The sequence below is a fragment of the Streptomyces lushanensis genome (assembly GCF_001700515.1).
Taxonomy (GTDB): domain Bacteria; phylum Actinomycetota; class Actinomycetes; order Streptomycetales; family Streptomycetaceae; genus Streptomyces; species Streptomyces lushanensis.
Genome location: NZ_MAUD01000090.1, coordinates 1 through 16,747, shown reverse-complemented (window position 1 = coordinate 16,747; position 16,747 = coordinate 1). Strand labels below are relative to the sequence as shown.

Below are 16,747 nucleotides of genomic sequence, written 5' to 3'. Positions count from 1 at the left end.
GACCTGATATACGACCGGTATCGCAAAGTGCGTTTACGGACGTGAGCCGTGACCGGCGTCACTTCCTGCTGTCGAGGACCGCCTTCATCACGTTCCTGGCGATGGGGGCCGCGAGACCGCCACCGGAGATGTCGTCCCGGCTGGCCTTGCTGTCCTCGACGACGACCGCCACGGCGACGGGCGAGCCGCTGTCCGTCTTGGCGTACGAGATGAACCACGCGTACGGGTTCTTGCTGTTGTTCTCACCGTGCTGCGCGGTACCGGTCTTGCCGCCGACCGTGATGTTCGGAATCTGGGCGTTCTTTCCGGTGCCGTCGTTGACGACCGTCTCCATCATGCTCTGGAGCATCTGCGCGTGCTCCTGCGTGAGGGGACGGCTCAGCTCCTCGGGCTCGGTCTTGCTGAGCACGTCCAGGTTCGGGGCGCGCAGCTGGTCGATCATGTACGGCTTCATCAGCTTGCCGTCATTGGCGATCGCGGCGGCGACCATGGCCATCTGGAGCGGCGTGGCCCGGGTGTCGAACTGGCCGATGGAGGAGAGCGCGGTCTGCGACTCGTTCATCTCCTCGGGGAAGAACGAGGCGTTGGAGCGGACCGGGGTGAACTGCTCGGCGTTGAATCCGAACTTCTTCGCGGTCTCCAGCATCTTGCTCTTGCCGATGTCGGAGCCGAGCTTGCCGAAGACCGTGTTGCAGGAGTAGCGCAGCGCGTCCCGGAGGGTGGCGTCCTTGCAGGGGATGTTGCCCTCGTTCGGCAGCGGGGTGGTCGTCCCCGGCATGATCCACGGGAGCGGGGTGTCCGTCGGCTCGTCGATGTCCGTGATCTCGCCGTGCTCCAGCGCGGCGGCGGCGGTGACCACCTTGAAGGTGGAGCCGGGCGGGTAGGTCTCGCGCAGCGCGCGGTTCTGCATCGGGTCGTCGGGGTTGTTCTTCTTGTCCAGGGAGACCCAGGCCTTGGTGTCCTTGTCGCTGTTGCCGGCGAACGTGGACGGGTCGTAGCTGGGCGTGGAGGCCAGCGCCAGGATCTTGCCGGTCTGCGGGTCGATGGCCGCCACGGCGCCCTTGGCGTCCCCGAGGCCCTTGTAGGCGGCCTTCTGGGCGGCGCCGCTGAGGGTGGTGACGACATCACCGCCCTTCTTCTTCTTGCCCGTGAACATGGCCATGGTGCGGTCGAAGAAGAGCCGGTCGTCGTTGCCGGTGAGTATGCCGTCCTCGAGCTTCTCGATCTGGTTGGCGTCGAAGGCCTGGGAGGCGTAGCCGGTGACGGGGGCCCACATGGGGCCGTCGACATAGGTGCGCTTGTAGGCGAAGTCGCTGTCGTCCGTCTTGACGGAGCCGGTGATGGCCTTGCCGTCGACGATGATGTTGCCGCGCTCGTTGCTGTAGCGCTCGATGAGCACCCGGCGGTTGAACCGGTGCGAGTTCAGCTCGTCCGCGCGGACGTACTGGAGCCAGTTGTCCCGGATCAGCAGGGCGAGGACGAGAAGCCCGCAGAAGATCGCGATGCGTCGCAGGGGCTTGTTCACGGTCGGACCACCTGGGTCATCTCGGCGTCGGGTGACGGTGCGGGAGCCGGCGCGGGCCGGCGCGCGGTGTCGCTGATACGGATCAGGATGCCGATCAGCGCCCAGTTCGCGAGCACGGAGGAGCCGCCGTACGCGACGAACGGCATGGTCATACCGGTCAGCGGGATGAGGCCCATGACCCCGCCCGCGACGACGAAGACCTGGATGGCGAAGGCGCCGGAGAGGCCGATGGCGAGGAGCTTGCCGAAGGGGTCGCGGGCGGCGAGGGCGGTCCGTACGCCACGCTCCACGATCAGCCCGTAGATCAGCAGGAACGCCATCGTGCCGGCCAGTCCGAACTCCTCGCCCACCGTGGTGAGGATGAAGTCGGCGTTGGCGGCGAAGCCGATCAGGTCGGAGTTGCCCTGGCCGAGCCCGGTGCCGAGCGTGCCGCCGGAGCCGAAGGACAGCAGGGCGTCACCGATCTGCTGGCAGGCGCCGGTGACATCCGTCTGGTAGCAGTCGAAGGGGTCGAGCCAGGCGTTGACACGGGACTGGACGTGCGGTTCGAAGGAGGCGACGCCGACCGCTCCCGCGACCGACATCAGCAGACCGAAGACGATCCAGCTCGTCCGCTCGGTCGCGACGTACAGCATGATCACGAAGAGACCGAAGAAGAGCAGCGAGGTGCCGAGGTCGGTCTCGAAGACCAGGATGAGGATCGACATCGCCCAGATGGCGAGGATCGGGCCGAGGTCACGGCCGCGGGGCAGGTACATCCCCATGAAGCGGCGGCTGGCCAGGGCCAGTGCGTCGCGCTTCACCATCAGATAACCGGAGAAAAAAATCGCGATGATGATCTTCGCGAACTCACCGGGCTGAATGGTGAAGCCGCCGATGCTGATCCAGATCTTGGCGCCGTTCACGGCGGGGAAGAACATCGGCAGGATCAGCAGCACCAGGGCCGCGGCCATCGAGATGTACGTGTAGCGCTGAAGGATGCGGTGATCCTTGAGGACCATCAGCACGGCGACGAACAGCGCGACGGCGATGGCCGAGTACATGAGCTGCTTGGGCGCGTCCGGGCTGTAGGAGCCGAAGAGCGCCTCGGCCCGGCGGATCAGCCGCGGTGACTGGTCCAGCCGCCAGATCAGCACCAGCCCGAGTCCGTTGAGCAGGGTGGCCAGCGGCAGCAGCAGCGGATCGGCGTACGGGGCGAACTTGCGCACCGCGAGATGGGCGATCCCGGCGAGCAGCGCGACGCCGAAGCCGTAGCCGAGCATCCCGGCCGGTACCTTGCCGTCGAGGGCGAGCCCCACGTTCAGATACGCGAACACCGGGATGACGACGGCGAAGGCGAGCAGCCCGAGCTCGGTGTTGCGGCGGCTCGGTGCTTCGATCGCGCCGATGGTGGTCGTGTTGGTGACAACGCTCATGGTGGTGAAAGGCCCCCTACGGCCGGCTACTGCTGCTTCCCGCAGTTCGAGGCCACTTTCTGCTCCTCCTCCGAGAGGCTGGGGCCCGGAGTGGGAGTCGCGGCTTTCGGCTTGATGGTGGTGGTCCGGCCGGAGGTGTTCGTACCGGTCGTGCCGCCGGCCTGGCCTTCGCCGGTGACCACAGCGGCCTCGCGGTCGGCCTGACGGCGCTGCTCGTCCTTCTTGCAGGCCGACGCCTGGGTGGCGAGTTCCTGGATCTTGTCACGCCCGTTGGCGAGGCTGCCCTCGGCGATGGTCTCCTCGACCTGCTTGCGCTGGTAGGGCGGGAGGTACTTGAGTTCGATCTCGGGGTGGTCCTTCTCGATCTCCGAGAGGGAGAGCCAGGCGAGATCCTGGCTGATGCCCCGGTAGAGCGCGACATGCTCGGCGTTGGCGCCCACGTAGTACTGGGTCTGCGTCCAGCGGTAGCCGCCGTACAGACCGCCGCCGACGACGGCCAGCGCGAGCACGGAGTAGAAGGACCTCTTGAGCCACTTGCGGTTGCCGCGCGGCTTGACGAAGTCCTCGTCGCTGTAGGCGCCGAAGCCGCCCTCGGGAGGCATGCCTCCGTAACCGGCGTCCTGGCCGCTGCCGGGCGGGCCGAAGCCGCCGCCCGCGGGCTGGGGCGGTACGGAACGGCCGAGTCCGGCGGCGCGGCCCGCGGGCGTCTGCATCGCGGCGGCGTTCTCCGCGGAGTTCAGCGGGAGCTGGTTCTCGGCGACCGCGCCGACGACGACCGGGGTGTCGTTGAGCTGTCCGGCCAGGGTGTCGTTGGACTCGACGTCCAGGACGTCGGCCACGATGCAGGTGATGTTGTCGGGGCCGCCGCCGCGCAGCGCGAGCTGGATGAGGGCCTGTACCGTCTCCTGCGGGCCCTGGTAGCTCGCGAGGGTCTCCTCCATCGTCTGGTGGGAGACCACGCCGGAGAGGCCGTCCGAGCAGATCAGATAGCGGTCGCCGGCGCGGACCTCGCGGATGGAGAGATCCGGCTCGACATGGTCGCCGCTGCCCAGCGCGCGCATCAGCAGCGAGCGCTGCGGATGGGTGGTGGCCTCTTCCTCGGTGATCCGGCCCTCGTCGACCAGCCGCTGGACCCAGGTGTGGTCCTGGGTGATCTGGGTCAGGACGCCGTCGCGCAGCAGATAGGCGCGCGAGTCGCCGACATGGACGAGCCCGAGCCGCTGGCCGGTCCACAGAAGAGCGGTGAGCGTGGTCCCCATGCCTTCGAGCTGGGGGTCCTCCTCGACCATCACCCGGAGCTGGTCGTTGGCGCGCTGCACCGCCGTGCCGAGCGAGGTGAGGATGTCGGAGCCGGGCACGTCGTCGTCGAGCTGGACGAGGGTCGAGATCACCTCGGAGGACGCGACCTCACCGGCGGCCTGGCCGCCCATGCCGTCGGCGATGGCAAGCAGCCGGGGTCCGGCGTAACCGGAGTCCTCGTTGCCCTCCCGGATCATGCCCTTGTGCGATCCGGCGGCGAAGCGCAGAGACAGACTCATGCGCACCTCGCCCGTCGGCTCGCCGGTCGACTGTCGCGCCAGCCGGTCTCGAGCCACACTGCCCACCCTCCGGTCGGGAGCCTGCTCCGGTCCGCTGTCCGGACCGCCGCGACTCGCTCGCTCCGCTCGCTCATTGTCGTACTACTTCCGCAGCTCGATGACGGTCTTGCCGATGCGGATAGGAGCGCCCAGCGCGATCGGTGTCGGTGTCGTGAGCCGGGTCCGGTCGAGATACGTGCCGTTGGTGGATCCGAGGTCCTCGACGATCCACTGGCCGTCGCGGTCCGGGTAGATCCTGGCATGCCTGCTGGACGCGTAGTCGTCGTCCAGCACGATCGTCGAGTCGTGCGCGCGGCCCAGGGTGATGGTCTGCCCCTGGAGAGCCACCGTGGTGCCGGTGAGGCTGCCCTCGGAGACCACCAGCTTGGTGGGCGCGCCGCGGCGCTGCCTGCCTCCCTGCTGCTGGCGTTGCTGGGGCGGCGCCGCCTGCTGGCGGGCCTGCTGCGGGCGGGCGTCGCCGCTGCGGCGTGAGCCGCGCTGTGTGACGCGTGTGCCGAACAGATCACTGCGGATGACCTGGACGGCCACAATCACGAACAGCCACAGAACGGCCAGAAAACCTAGCCGCATGACCGTCAGGGTCAGCTCTGACATTGCCCCCGCTTCACCCTTCGGCTTGCCTGTAAACGATGGTGGTGTTGCCCACGACGATCCGCGAGCCGTCGCGGAGCGTAGCGCGGGTGGTGTGCTGTCCGTCTACCACGATGCCGTTGGTGGACCCGAGGTCCTGGATCGTCGAGGGCGTACCGGTCCGGATCTCGCAGTGCCGACGGGAGACGCCCGGATCGTCGATCCGGACGTCGGCGTCGGTGCTGCGGCCCAGCACGAGCGTGGCGCGGGAGATCTGATGGCGTGTGCCGTTGATCTCGATCCAGCGCCGTACCTGGCCGTGCGGCAGTGCGCCGGGACCGGCCGCGGGGGCGCGGCCCCCGGCGGGCGCGTGGCCGCCGGGCGGCGGTGCGGCCGGCATCGGGGGCGCGGCGGTGGGCGGATAGCCGTAGCCGCCGGGGGCGCGGCCCTGAGGGGCGGCGGGCGCGGCGGAGCCGGCGTAACCGACGGGTCCGCCGAGCGGGCCGGGTCCGGCGGGCGCGCCGCTCGGCGGCTGCGACTGTGACGTACTCGACGCCAGCGTGCGGCTGCGTACCCGGTACAGACCGGTGTCGAGGTCCTCGGCCTTCTCCAGATGGACCTTGATCGGGCCCATGAAGGTGTAGCGCTGCTGCTTCGCGTAGTCGCGGACCAGCCCGGACAGTTCGTCACCGAGCTGTCCCGAGTAGGGGCTGAGGCGCTCGTAGTCGGGCGCGCTCAGCTCCACGATGAAGTCATTGGGGACGACCGTCCGTTCACGGTTCCAGATCGTCGCGTTGTTGTCGCACTCGCGTTGGAGGGCACCCGCGATCTCGACGGGCTGGACCTCGGACTTGAACACCTTCGCGAAGGTGCCGTTGACCAAACCTTCGAGACGCTGTTCGAAACGCTTCATGACTCCCATGGGGCACCTCCTCCGTCGTTGCCGTCCTGGTACTGCTTACTGATCGTATCCACGCGTCGGGAAATCGGCTGGTTCCCCTTGTCTGCCCCGTCGATGAGTGTCACCTCTCACACGGATCGTAGAGGCGGCCTCATGACAGTGTCCCGCACCCCGGGTGCTCTCAGGAGGAGCGGGGGGCGACCGCTGTTCGTTCCCTGTTCCAGGGGCGCGTTCCCCAAACAAACGGATGTGAAGCCACCCTCTCCACCGTGCTAATCTTCTCGATGTCGCCAGGAGCGCACACCACCAGGTGGGGCACCGGACGGCACACCCAATGCGCGGGTGGCGGAATAGGCAGACGCGCTGGATTCAGGTTCCAGTGCCCGAAAGGGCGTGGGGGTTCAACTCCCCCCTCGCGCACCACAGAACCCCCGCTCCGGAGAGATCCGGAGCGGGGGTTCTTCGTTGTCCGGCCGGTCGGGACGGGGCCCGTCGGGCTCGTCCGGCCGGTCTCCCGGGGGCCGGGCGGCTCCCGGGAGACCGGGGCTCAGGCGGCGTGGCGGGCGGCGAGGGCCTTGGCCTTCTGGGTGGCCTCCTCGGTGGCCTTGGTGCGCGACGCCTCGGCGAGCGGGATCAGTTCGGCCATCTCCGGCTTGACGGGCGCGAGGGTCAGCTCCGGGACGATGAAGTCGATCTCGGTGGCGCCGAGCATCCCGTTCAGCACCTTCTCCAGATAGTTCTGGACGAACTCGAAGTCCTCGCGCGGGGTGCCGGGGGCGTACGAGCCGCCGCGGCTGGCGACGATGGTGAACGGCGTGTCGGCCGAGGTGCTGTCGGGGCCCGCGTTGTGGCCGACGATGATCACCTGGTCCAGCCATGCCTTCAGCGTGGACGGGATCGTGAAGTTGTACATCGGCGCGCCGATGAGGACGGCGTCCGCCTCGGCCAGCTCGGCGGCGAGCTCGGCGCGCAGCGCGTCCTCCGCACCCGCGGACACCGCGGCTATGTCCAGGTGGGGCAGCGGGGAGGCGGCCAGGTCGCGGTAGATGACCTTGCCCTCCGGGTGCTGCTCCAGCCAGGACTTGACGAAGGTGGCGGTCAGATCGCGCGAGGCGGAGCCTTCCGGGAAGACGGCGGAGTCGATGTGCAGAAGCGTGGCCATGACGTTCTCCATGAGGGGTGGCTGTGCCATACGAATGTGTAGCGACGGAAGTTCCGTTCGCACCTATGGATAACATAGTCGCTTACTTTTTTTCATCCCGTCTCGGAAAACCAGTACTCTGGGCGCATGGCGGACCACGGGGCGGACGAGTGCAAGAAGGTCGACGTGAGCATCACGCGTGTCTTCGAACTCCTCGGCAAGCGGTGGTCGGGCCCGATCATTTCCGTGCTCATGCAGCGTGCGGTCTACTTCGCGGAGCTGCGGCGGGCGATCCCCGGCATCAGCGAGCGGATGCTCTCGGACCGGCTGACCGAGCTCGCCGGGGCGGGTCTGGTCGTACGGGAGGTGGACGAGGGGCCGCCGCTGCGGGTCGCGTACCGGCTGACGGAGGCGGGCGCGGCGATGGAGCCGGCGCTGAAGGAGCTGCGGCTGTGGGCCGAGTCCAATCTGCGGGGATGGCCCGAGGACACCGAGGGCGGCTGTTAGGTCCTGTCCGCGGTCCGGCGGCGCGCGGTCCGGCGGCACGCGGCGCGCGGCCCCGGCCTGCCGCGGGGCGCGGGCGGCTTCGCCGGGGGCACGGGGCGCGGGCCTGCTTCCTGCCGGGTTCCTGCCGAGCGGAGGTCCGGCTTCCTGCTCTTTTGCGCCCGGCGGTACCGTCATGTGCGTTTGATCTCACATGGGTACGGCGAGTACGGGGGAGGCGGCACGCCATGGGCGGTGTCGGGCCGGCGGTGGCTTCCGAGGACGGTTCCGGGAGCGGGCGCACCCCGCGGACGCGTATTCCGGTGGTGCCCGGTTTCGCGACGCGCACCGCCGTGGCCGACGGCGGGAGGGCGGACGGGGCGCGGACGCCCAAGGAGCTGGGCAAGGCGCTGCGGGCCCGGGTACCGCGGTCCTCGCACGACTCCGTCGTGTTCGCGGCGGCGCGGCCCGACGCGGTGCGCGCCGTCGAGGAGTCGAGCCGCGGCCGGGTCCCCGAGCTGGCGCCGCTCCGGGTCGGCCGGATGGCCGCCACGCCCTTCGCCTTTCTGCGCGGCGCCGCCGGACTGATGGCCCAGGATCTGGTGGGCACGCCGGTCACCGGTGTCGGCGCGCAGCTCTGCGGGGACGCGCACGCGGCCAACTTCGGTCTGTACGGGGACGCGCGCGGCCGGCTCGTCATCGATCTCAACGACTTCGACGAGACCGTGTTCGGTCCCTGGGAGTGGGACGTCAAGCGGCTCGCCACCTCGCTGGTGCTGGCCGGCCGTGCGGCGGGCGCGGACGAGGACACCTGCCGCGGCGCGGCGTACGACACCGTCGGCGCCTACCGGCGCACGATGCGGCTCCTGGCGAAGCTCCCGGCGCTCGACGCGTGGAACGCGATCGCCGACGAGGAACTCGTCTCGCACGCGGACGCGCGCGATCTGGCCGGCACCCTGGAGCGGGTCTCGCAGAAGGCGCGGAACAACACGAGCGCGCGGTTCGCGGCCAGGTCGACCGAGGCGGTGCCCGACGAAAGCGGGAAGGCCGGTGCCGGCTCGCCGAGGAGGTTCGTCGACGCGCCGCCCGTGCTGCGGCGGGTGTCCGACGAGGAGGCCTCCGCGGTGGCCGCCTCGCTGGAGGAGTATCTCGGCACGCTGCCGGAGGACCGGCTGCCGCTGCTCGCGCGGTACGCGATCCACGACGTGGCGTTCCGGGTGGTCGGCACGGGCAGCGTCGGGACACGTTCGTACGTGGTGCTGCTGCTCGACCACCGGGGGGAGCCGCTGGTGCTCCAGGTGAAGGAGGCGCGGCCCTCGGCCCTGCTGCCGTATCTGGCGGTCGTCGGATTCGAGGCGCCGGAGGTGGCGCACGAGGGGCGCCGGGTGGTGCTCGGGCAGAAGCGGATGCAGGTGGTGAGCGACAATCTGCTGGGATGGACGACCGTACGGGGCAGGCCCTTCCAGGTGCGGCAGTTCAGAAACCGCAAGGGAAGCGTCGACCCGGGGGCGCTGCCGGCCGACCACATGGACGACTACGGGCGGATGACCGGCGCCCTGCTGGCCAGGGCCCACGCGCACAGCGTGGACCCGCGGCTGGTCGCCGCCTACTGCGGCAGGAACGAGGAGCTGGACGCGGCGGTGGCGGCCTTCGCCGTGGCGTACGCGGACCGCACGGAGGCGGACCACGCCGACCTGCTGGCGGCCATCAGGAACGGGCGGATAGCCGCCGAGACGGGCGTGTGACGGCCGGGCGGGGAACGGAGGCCCGGCGGATCGCCCCGTACGCTGGTCGGGTGATGCGGGACACCTCTGGGGAGCCGACGATCCGAAACGACGACGAACGGGATGTACGAGACGTGCCGGATACGACGGAATCCACGGCGGCGGCTGCGGGCGGGAGCCACGCGGCGGGGCCCGAGGCGGGCGCGGGGACGGACGCGGCGGGTGCGGGTGTGACGGACATGGGGACGGGCTCGGGGACGGACGCGACGGGCACCGAGGCGGGTCACGCGGCGCAGTTCGAGGCGGGTGCCGGGACGGGCCCGGCGGGCGCGGACGCCACGGACTCCGCGCGGCCCGAGGCACGGCTGGAGAAGGCCGTGCGCGCCGCCGAGCAGGCGCTGATCGAGTTCGAGATCGCCCTGGAGACCTTCCGGATCGAGGTGGAGAACTTCTCCCGGCTGCACCACCAGCGGCTCGGTCCCATGTACGCCCGGCTGGACGAGCTGGACGCGATGATCGCCGAGGCCCGTGCCGCCAGGACCGGCGATCCCGAGGATCTGCGCAAGGCGCGGGAGGCCCGCGCGATGGTGCAGCCGATGCCGGGTGTCGAGGAGCTGTTCCACGACTGGATCGACTCCGACGGCCTCTCGGCCGAGGCGGCGGCGATGCTGACCGAACAGCCCGTACGGCCTCCCAAGCGGGTCCGGCCGAGCGACGAGGCCCGCAGGCTCTACCGCGATCTGGTGCGCAAGGCCCATCCCGATCTCGCGCGGGACGACAACGAGCGCGCCCGCCGTGAGGAGTTCCTCACACGGGTGAACGCCGCCTACGGGCGCGGGGACGAGCCGCTGCTGCGCGAACTGGCCGAGGAGTGGGCGGCGGGACCCGTGCCGAAGGCGCCGCCGCTGAGCGAGAGCGAGGAGCTCTACGCCCGGCTGGAATGGCTGTCGCAGCGCAAGGAGATGCTGACGCTGGTCGCCAAGGAGCTGGAGGAGAGCGCGATCGGCGCGATGCTCAGGATGGCGCCCGACGACCCGGACCGGCTGCTGGAGGAGATCGCCGAGCAGCTGCTCGCGGAGGTCTCCGGGCGTGAGACGGAACTCGCCAGGCTGGTGCAGTAGGTTTTTCGGAGGCCCACGGCCCCAGGACGCATGGTCCGAGGCTCATGGCTCACGGACCGCGGCTCATGGCTCACCGGCCGCAGCTCGCGGTCCATTGCTCATGGCTCACGATCCAATGGCCCGGTTCCCCCGTCCCGTACGAGAGAAGGCACCATTCATGAATTTCGCCTCACTGCCCTCGGTCGATGTCGCGGCGGTCCCGTCCGACGGACTGGTACTGGACGTCCGGGAGGACGACGAGTGGGCGGCCGGTCATGTCGAGGGCGCGCTGCACGTGCCGATGAGTGACTTCGTCGCCCGCTTCGGCGAGGTGACCGAGGCGGTGGCCGAGGGCCGGAAGGCTTATGTGATGTGCCGGGTCGGCGGGCGCTCCGCGCAGGTCACCCAGTATCTGGTGCAGCAGGGTGTCGACGCGGTGAACGTGGAGGGCGGCATGCTCGCCTGGGACGGCGCCGGGCGTCCGATGGTCACCGACAACGGCACTCAGGCGTTCGTGCTCTGAGTCCGGACGGGGCCGGCCTCCGAGTCGGCCGGGTGACGCGGCAATCGGCCGGGTACGCGGCGGACCTGGCCGGGGAGCCGCCCGGGAACCGCGGAGGGGCCGCCGGGAGGCCGCCGGGGAATCCCGTTCGAGACCTGGGCCATGGGCCAGGACCGTAGGGTGTCAACCCTGTGGGTGACTGAACGGGTGCCGGTGGGATCGGGGCGGGATGGATTCGTACGACGACAGGGGCGGGCCGGCCGGGCAGCCGCCCGGCGCCGGGATAGCCGGCCTCTCCCTTCCCGGCCAGTTGACCGCCGTCGTGGTGCTCGTGATGGTCGGGCTGCTGGCCTGCACCCATCTGGCCATGGTCTTTCTGCATGTCGCCCCGTCCAACACGATCACCAAGCAGCACGGCAAGGCCGTCGACGCGTGGGTCTATCCCGAGTTCGAGCAGAACTGGAAGCTCTTCGCGCCCAATCCGCTCCAGCAGAACGTCGCCGTCCAGGTACGGGCCGAGGTCGCGAAGGACGACGGCTCACGGACGACCACCGGCTGGATCGATCTCTCCGCCGAGGACGGCGCGGCGATACGCGGCAATCCGCTGCCCAGCCATGTCGAGCAGAACGAACTGCGCCGCGGCTGGGACTTCTTCGTCGGATCGCACGACGACAAGAACCGCCCCAACGGGCTGCGCGGACAGCTCTCCGAGCGCTATGTCCGCCGCATCGTGATGCTGCGTCTTGAGAACCACGACCTGGGCGGTTCCGTGGAACGCATGCAGATCAGGTCGGCCGCGAGCTCCGTGGCCGCACCCGAGTGGAGCACGGAGAAGATCGATACGCGACCCGTCTACCGGCTCTACCCGTGGTGGACGGTGAACGCCACCGATCTTCCGCGGGGCGTACGCAACGGCCGTACGGAGGCGGGCCGATGAGCGGGCGTCCTCCGGTGAGCGGGCCTCTCGACGAGCAGCCGGGCAGGCGTCCCGCCGAGCAGCCGGGCGAAGGCTCGGGCGAGCGGTCGAGCGGGCCTCCGGGCGAGCGGTCCGGTGAACGGTCGGGTGAACCCCTGGGCGCGCGGTCGGGCGGACCTCTGGGCGAGCGGTTCGGCGAACGCGCGGGCGAGCGTCCCGACGGACGGCCGCCGGGCGCGCGGACGGAGAGCAAGCCGCTGTTCGCCGTCGAGCGACGGGCCGGGCGCGCGGTCCAGCGCGTGACCGCCACCGCCCTCGGCCCGTACCAGAGCGCGGTCGTCCGGATCGGGTTCGCCGGCACCTGGCTGCTGTTCCTGTTGTGGGAACTGCCCAACCGGCGCGAGCTGTACGGTCCTGACGGCCCCTGGAGCTGGGACATGGCCCAGCAGCTCATCGCGCGCAACGGCGCCTTCACCGGGCTGATGTGGTCGGACAGCACGGTGTGGTTCGAGATCGTCTTCGCCGTGGCCATGCTCTCCAGCGCGCTGCTGCTGGTCGGCTGGCGCACCCGCACCATGTCCGTGCTCTTCATGTTCGGGGTGCTGTCGCTCCAGAACCGCAGCATCTTCATGGGCGACGGCGGCGACAACGTCATCCATCTGATGGCGATCTATCTCGTACTGACCCGCTGCGGTCAGGTCTGGTCGCTGGACGCCAGGCGCGCGGCGCGTACGGCGGCCCGGCGCGGGGCAGGGCACGAGCCGGGGGCCCAGGGCGCCCGGGACCGGGTCGGGCCGCTTCTCTGGGGCTGTCTCGGAGTGTTCCTGATCATCGGCACGGTGACGGACCGGGTCCAGGGCGCCCCGTGGCTGCCGGTCCTCTTCTGGGGTGTGTGGATCGCCCAGGCCCTGTGGTGGGCGGCGAACCTCTACGCGCCGAACGGCCAGCCGCGCGCCCTGCTGAACGTCCTCGCCAACCTCGTCCACAACGCCGCCCTCGTCGTGATCATGGCCGAGGTCTGTCTCGTGTACGCCACGGCCGGCTGGTACAAGATCCAGGGCTCGCGCTGGCAGGACGGCACTGCGCTCTACTACCCGCTCAAGCTGCACTACTTCGCTCCCTGGCCCGAGCTCTCCGGACTGCTCACGTCCAGTGGTGTGATCGTGATGCTGCTGACCTACGGCACGGTCGCCGTGCAGGTCGCCTTCCCGTTCGCGCTCCTCAACCGGCGTCTCAAGAACGTGCTGCTGGTCGCGATGATGCTGGAGCACGCGGGCATCGCCGTACTGCTCGGACTGCCGTTCTTCTCGCTCGCGATGATCGCCGCCGACGCGGTGTTCCTGCCGACGGGCTTCCTGCGCCGGCTCGGCGGCGAGGCCGCCGGGCTGTGGCACCGGTTGTTCACCCAGGACCGGAAGCGCCTGCCGGAGCAACGACGCGACAGCCCGGAGCAGCCGGCCCGTACTCTCGTCGGGTGAGCAGAGAGACAACGACGGAGGCCGACCGGGCCACGGTGCCGGGCCGTGAGGCCGTGACGCCGGGCCGGGAGGGCGTGGCGGCGGGCCCGGGGACACCGGCCGAGGCGCTGGAGCCCGTTCAGTACGACGAGGGCTTCGGGCCGGAGATCGGTGTCGGGCCGCACCCGGGGCCCTGGCCGCGGGGCGAGCGGTACGACCCGGAGCTGCTCGCGGCCGGGGACCGGCGCAATGTCGTCGACCGCTACCGCTACTGGACGCGCGAGGCGGTCGTCGCCGATCTCGACACCCGGCGCCATGACTTCCATGTGGCCGTGGAGAACTGGTCACATGACTTCAACATCGGCTCCGTGGTCCGTACCGCCAACGCCTTCCTCGCCAAGGAGATCCATATCGTCGGGCGGCGGCGCTGGAACCGGCGCGGTGCGATGGTCACCGACCGGTACCAGCATGTGCGCCATCACTCCGACGCGGCCGAGCTGACGATGTGGGCGGTGGCCGAGGGACTGCCGATCATCGGGATCGACAATCTGCCGGGATCCGTCCCGCTGGAGCGGACCGAGCTGCCCCGCCGCTGTGTGCTGCTCTTCGGCCAGGAGGGCCCGGGGCTGACCGAGGAGGCCCGCGAGCACGCCGCGATGGTGTGCTCGATCGCGCAGTTCGGCTCGACCCGCTCGATCAACGCGGGAGCCGCCGCGGCGATCGCCATGCACGCCTGGATCCAGCGGCACGCCGACATTCCCGGTGCCGGCGCGCCGAGCCTTCCCGGACCGCCCGCGCCCTGAGGCGCGAGCGGACCCGCCGGGCGCGGACAGCCACCGGACCTTGGCCCCGGGCGGGCTCTCAGGCCTGGCGCCTGACCTCCACCATCCGGAAGCGGTTGGCCACGAACGCCGCGTCGCACAGTGCCGCGTTCGCCGCCGGATTGCCTCCGGAGCCGTGGAAGTCCGAGAAGGCCGCGGTCTGGTTCACATACACCCCGCCCGTGAGATTCAGCGAGAGCTGCGCGGACTCCTCCAGACAGACCTCCTCGATCGCGCGCTCCGTCTCCGGCGAGGTGGTGTACGCGCCGACCGTCATCGCGCCCTTCTCGCGGACCGTGCGTCGCAGCAGCTCCAGCGCGTCGTCCGTGGAGTCCATGGCGACCGCGAACGACACCGGGCCGAAGCACTCGGCGAGATACGGCACCTCCGCCTCGGTCCCGCCCTCCCCGGCCTTCTCCCAGGACTTGCGGGCGCCGTCGGCCTTCACGATCGCGGGCGTACGGACCACCGCGTCCGGGAACTCGGGATGGACGATCTCGCGCGAGGCGAGCGCGATGTCCCCCAGCGACGCGGCGGCCTCCAGCCGGGCCTTCACCTCGGGGTTGACCAGCGCGCCCAGCAGCGCGTTGGCACGGGCGTCGTCGCCCAGCAGACCGCTCACCGAGGCCGCGAGATCGGCCACCACCTCGTCGTACGACTTCTCGCCCGCGTCCGTCGTGATGCCGTCCCGGGGAATCAGCAGATTCTGCGGGGTGGTGCACATCTGGCCGCTGTAGAGGGAGAGCGAGAAGGCCAGATTGGACAGCATCCCCTTGTAGTCGTCGGTGGAGTCGACGAGGACGGTGTTGACTCCGGCCTTCTCCGTGTAGACCTGCGCCTGGCGGGCGTGGCTCTCCAGCCAGTCGCCGAACGCGGTCGACCCGGTGTAGTCGATGATCCGGATCTCCGGGCGCGACGCCAGCGTCTTGGCGATGCCCTCACCCGGCCGCTCCACGGCCAGCGCGACCAGATTCGGGTCGAACCCGGCCTCGGCGAGCACCTCGCGGGCCACCCGTACCGTCAGCGCGAGCGGCAGCACGGCGCGCGGATGGGGCTTGACCAGCACGGGATTGCCGGTGGCCAGGGACGCGAACAGGCCCGGATAGCCGTTCCACGTCGGGAAGGTGTTGCAGCCGATCAGCAGCGAGATCCCGCGCGGGGCCGCGGTGAAGCTCTTCCGCAGTTCGAGCGGATCGCGCTTGCCCTGCGGCTTGGACCAGTCGGCGGCGGCCGGGGTCCGGGTCTGCTCCGCGTACGCGTACGCCACGGCCTCCAGGCCGCGGTCCTGGGCGTGCGGCCCGCCCGCCTGGAACGCCATCAGGAAGGCCTGTCCGCTGGTGTGCATCACCGCGTGGGCGAACTCGTGCGTGCGGGCGCCGATGCGCGCCAGGATCTCCAGACAGACCAGCGCGCGGGTCTCGGGTCCCGCCTCGCGCCAGGCGCCCATGCCCGCGCGCATGGCGGGCAGCAGGACGTCCGGGTCCGCGTGGGGATACTCGACCGCCAGCGCCGGGCCGTACGGCGAGACCTCGCCGCCCGTCCAGCCGTCCGTGCCCGGCTGGTCCAGCTCGAAGCGGGTGCCGCGCAGGGCCTGGAAGGCGGCGAGCCCCTCGGCCGGCGCGCTCTCGCCGTACGCCTTGGGGTGCTCGGGGTGCGGGGACCAGTAGGCGCGGCTGCGGATCGCGTCCAGGGCCTGGTCGAGCGTGGGCCGGTGCTTGTCTGAGAGCTGCTGGGGGCTGAGCTGGGCGGCCATGACGGACCCACTCCTCGGTCGGGCTGAGTATCAGGGGCACGGACAGGAAACGGACGGGAGAGGCGGGACGGGGACATGAGCTGACGGACAGAGTTAGAGTAACCGAACGATCGGTCGGGACAAGAGGGCCCGGCGAACCTGTGGACAACTCACCCGCGGAGAACTCATGGCCCCTTCCAGGCTCGCTCGTACGGGAGGATTGCTTCCATGACAGCAATCGAGCCCGGCCGTGTCGTCGCGGTCGTCGGCACCGGCACGATGGGCCAGGGCATAGCCCAGGTGGCCCTGGTCGCCGGCCATCCCGTACGGCTCTACGACGCCGTGCCGGGCCGCGCGGAACAGGCCGCCGCCACCCTCACCGGACGCCTCGACCGGCTGGTCGGGAAGGGCCGGCTCGACGCCTCGGCGCGTGACGCCGCGGTGGCCCGGCTGCGTCCGGCCGCTGACCTCGCCGAGCTGGCGGACGCCGCGCTCGTCGTCGAGGCCGTCCTGGAGCGGCTCTCCGTCAAGCGGGAACTGTTCGCGGCCCTGGAGGACATCGTCGGCGACGACTGCCTGCTCGCCACGAACACCTCCTCCCTCTCCGTCACGGCGGTCGCCGGCGCCCTGCGCCTCCCCGGCCGTCTGGTCGGTCTGCACTTCTTCAACCCCGCCCCGCTGCTGCCGCTGGTGGAGGTCGTCAGCGGCAGCAGCGGGGCGGGGTTGAAGAAGTGCAGACCGACCAGACGGCCGGGGAGGCGCAGGGCGCCGGCGACCGCCGTGACGGAGAGGGAGGAGGTGTTCGTGGCGAGCAGGCAGTCGTCGCCGACGATGTCCTCCAGGGCCGCGAACAGTTCCCGCT

Annotated in this window: 14 protein-coding genes, 1 tRNA gene and 2 pseudogenes; 9 read left to right on the top strand and 8 right to left on the bottom strand. The window is 70.5% G+C overall.

Annotated elements, in window-relative coordinates; all coding sequences use genetic code 11:
* Nucleotides 1-58: 58 nt before the first annotated feature.
* From BFF77_RS08725 to BFF77_RS08705, 5 genes are all read right to left on the bottom strand, one after another.
* Nucleotides 59-1,525, bottom strand: coding sequence for a peptidoglycan D,D-transpeptidase FtsI family protein (locus BFF77_RS08725; RefSeq protein ID WP_066945889.1), 1,467 nt, complete (start codon nucleotides 1,523-1,525; stop codon nucleotides 59-61).
* Nucleotides 1,522-2,940, bottom strand: coding sequence for an FtsW/RodA/SpoVE family cell cycle protein (locus BFF77_RS08720; protein WP_066945887.1), 1,419 nt, complete (start codon nucleotides 2,938-2,940; stop codon nucleotides 1,522-1,524). The genes BFF77_RS08725 and BFF77_RS08720 overlap by 4 nt, the downstream gene beginning before the upstream one ends.
* Before the next feature lie 26 nt (nucleotides 2,941-2,966).
* Nucleotides 2,967-4,478: a Stp1/IreP family PP2C-type Ser/Thr phosphatase gene (locus BFF77_RS08715; protein ID WP_066945883.1), complete on the bottom strand. Its 1,512-nt coding sequence runs from the start codon at nucleotides 4,476-4,478 to the stop codon at nucleotides 2,967-2,969.
* Nucleotides 4,479-4,619: 141 nt separating this feature from the next.
* Nucleotides 4,620-5,132 (bottom strand): FHA domain-containing protein FhaB/FipA, encoded by a 513-nt coding sequence (locus BFF77_RS08710; RefSeq protein ID WP_066945880.1) that lies wholly within the window; start codon nucleotides 5,130-5,132, stop codon nucleotides 4,620-4,622.
* Nucleotides 5,133-5,142: 10 nt separating this feature from the next.
* Nucleotides 5,143-6,030 (bottom strand): FHA domain-containing protein, encoded by an 888-nt coding sequence (locus BFF77_RS08705; protein WP_066945877.1) that lies wholly within the window; start codon nucleotides 6,028-6,030, stop codon nucleotides 5,143-5,145.
* Between the two features lie 315 nt (nucleotides 6,031-6,345).
* On the opposite strand from BFF77_RS08705, the gene BFF77_RS08700 reads away from it, so the two are divergent.
* Nucleotides 6,346-6,432 (top strand) — tRNA-Leu (locus BFF77_RS08700).
* Between the two features lie 124 nt (nucleotides 6,433-6,556).
* On the opposite strand, the gene BFF77_RS08695 is transcribed toward BFF77_RS08700, so the two are convergent.
* The gene (locus BFF77_RS08695; protein WP_066945874.1) at nucleotides 6,557-7,171 is read right to left on the bottom strand and encodes an FMN-dependent NADH-azoreductase; all 615 of its coding nucleotides are present in this window, start codon (nucleotides 7,169-7,171) and stop codon (nucleotides 6,557-6,559) included.
* Nucleotides 7,172-7,297: 126 nt separating this feature from the next.
* Here BFF77_RS08695 and BFF77_RS08690 point away from each other — a divergent pair, with 126 nt between their 5' ends.
* The 7 genes from BFF77_RS08690 (at nucleotide 7,298) to BFF77_RS08660 (ending at nucleotide 14,135) form a co-directional block, all read left to right on the top strand.
* Nucleotides 7,298-7,657 carry a winged helix-turn-helix transcriptional regulator gene (locus BFF77_RS08690; RefSeq protein ID WP_066945870.1) on the top strand — a complete coding sequence of 120 codons (360 nt, stop codon included), beginning with the start codon at nucleotides 7,298-7,300 and terminating at the stop codon, nucleotides 7,655-7,657.
* 224 nt (nucleotides 7,658-7,881) lie between these two features.
* The gene (locus BFF77_RS08685) at nucleotides 7,882-9,378 is read left to right on the top strand and encodes a DUF2252 domain-containing protein (protein WP_066945868.1); all 1,497 of its coding nucleotides are present in this window, start codon (nucleotides 7,882-7,884) and stop codon (nucleotides 9,376-9,378) included.
* Nucleotides 9,379-9,428: 50 nt separating this feature from the next.
* Complete coding sequence (locus BFF77_RS08680; RefSeq protein WP_107422116.1) at nucleotides 9,429-10,478, top strand: J domain-containing protein; 1,050 nt, start codon at nucleotides 9,429-9,431, stop codon at nucleotides 10,476-10,478.
* Between the two features lie 157 nt (nucleotides 10,479-10,635).
* A complete protein-coding gene (locus tag BFF77_RS08675; RefSeq protein WP_066945866.1) occupies nucleotides 10,636-10,980 on the top strand; it encodes a rhodanese-like domain-containing protein in 345 nt (114 codons plus the stop codon).
* 208 nt (nucleotides 10,981-11,188) lie between these two features.
* Nucleotides 11,189-11,896: a DUF5819 family protein gene (locus BFF77_RS08670; protein WP_066945863.1), complete on the top strand. Its 708-nt coding sequence runs from the start codon at nucleotides 11,189-11,191 to the stop codon at nucleotides 11,894-11,896.
* Nucleotides 11,893-13,353, top strand: a complete 1,461-nt coding sequence (locus tag BFF77_RS08665; protein WP_107422115.1) for an HTTM domain-containing protein — start codon at nucleotides 11,893-11,895, stop codon at nucleotides 13,351-13,353. Before BFF77_RS08670 ends, BFF77_RS08665 begins: the two co-directional genes overlap by 4 nt.
* Nucleotides 13,354-13,406: 53 nt before the next feature.
* Complete coding sequence (locus tag BFF77_RS08660; protein ID WP_425424358.1) at nucleotides 13,407-14,135, top strand: TrmH family RNA methyltransferase; 729 nt, start codon at nucleotides 13,407-13,409, stop codon at nucleotides 14,133-14,135.
* A gap of 58 nt (nucleotides 14,136-14,193) precedes the next feature.
* Here BFF77_RS08660 and paaN read toward each other — a convergent pair whose 3' ends face one another.
* The gene (gene paaN, locus BFF77_RS08655) at nucleotides 14,194-15,906 is read right to left on the bottom strand and encodes a phenylacetic acid degradation protein PaaN (RefSeq protein WP_066945860.1); all 1,713 of its coding nucleotides are present in this window, start codon (nucleotides 15,904-15,906) and stop codon (nucleotides 14,194-14,196) included.
* Between the two features lie 207 nt (nucleotides 15,907-16,113).
* Here paaN and BFF77_RS36700 point away from each other — a divergent pair.
* A pseudogene (locus BFF77_RS36700) lies at nucleotides 16,114-16,593 on the top strand (3-hydroxyacyl-CoA dehydrogenase NAD-binding domain-containing protein); the annotation flags it as partial.
* A 53-nt stretch (nucleotides 16,594-16,646) separates the two neighbouring features.
* On the opposite strand, the pseudogene BFF77_RS38140 reads toward BFF77_RS36700, so the two are convergent.
* Nucleotides 16,647-16,700, bottom strand: a pseudogene (locus BFF77_RS38140) (hypothetical protein); the annotation flags it as partial.
* Nucleotides 16,701-16,747 lie beyond the last annotated feature (47 nt).

What these genes read in the sequence shown, in the direction of transcription:
- BFF77_RS08720 (WP_066945887.1), bottom strand. Translation starts at nt 2,940, where the DNA reads ATGAGCGTTGTCACCAACACGACCACCATCGGCGCGATCGAAGCACCG.
- BFF77_RS08715 (WP_066945883.1), bottom strand. Translation starts at nt 4,478, where the DNA reads ATGAGTCTGTCTCTGCGCTTCGCCGCCGGATCGCACAAGGGCATGATC.
- BFF77_RS08710 (WP_066945880.1), bottom strand. Translation starts at nt 5,132, where the DNA reads ATGTCAGAGCTGACCCTGACGGTCATGCGGCTAGGTTTTCTGGCCGTT.
- BFF77_RS08705 (WP_066945877.1), bottom strand. Translation starts at nt 6,030, where the DNA reads ATGGGAGTCATGAAGCGTTTCGAACAGCGTCTCGAAGGTTTGGTCAAC.
- BFF77_RS08695 (WP_066945874.1), bottom strand. Translation starts at nt 7,171, where the DNA reads ATGGCCACGCTTCTGCACATCGACTCCGCCGTCTTCCCGGAAGGCTCC.
- BFF77_RS08690 (WP_066945870.1), top strand. Translation starts at nt 7,298, where the DNA reads ATGGCGGACCACGGGGCGGACGAGTGCAAGAAGGTCGACGTGAGCATC.
- BFF77_RS08685 (WP_066945868.1), top strand. Translation starts at nt 7,882, where the DNA reads ATGGGCGGTGTCGGGCCGGCGGTGGCTTCCGAGGACGGTTCCGGGAGC.
- BFF77_RS08675 (WP_066945866.1), top strand. Translation starts at nt 10,636, where the DNA reads ATGAATTTCGCCTCACTGCCCTCGGTCGATGTCGCGGCGGTCCCGTCC.
- BFF77_RS08670 (WP_066945863.1), top strand. Translation starts at nt 11,189, where the DNA reads ATGGATTCGTACGACGACAGGGGCGGGCCGGCCGGGCAGCCGCCCGGC.
- BFF77_RS08665 (WP_107422115.1), top strand. Translation starts at nt 11,893, where the DNA reads ATGAGCGGGCGTCCTCCGGTGAGCGGGCCTCTCGACGAGCAGCCGGGC.
- paaN (WP_066945860.1), bottom strand. Translation starts at nt 15,906, where the DNA reads ATGGCCGCCCAGCTCAGCCCCCAGCAGCTCTCAGACAAGCACCGGCCC.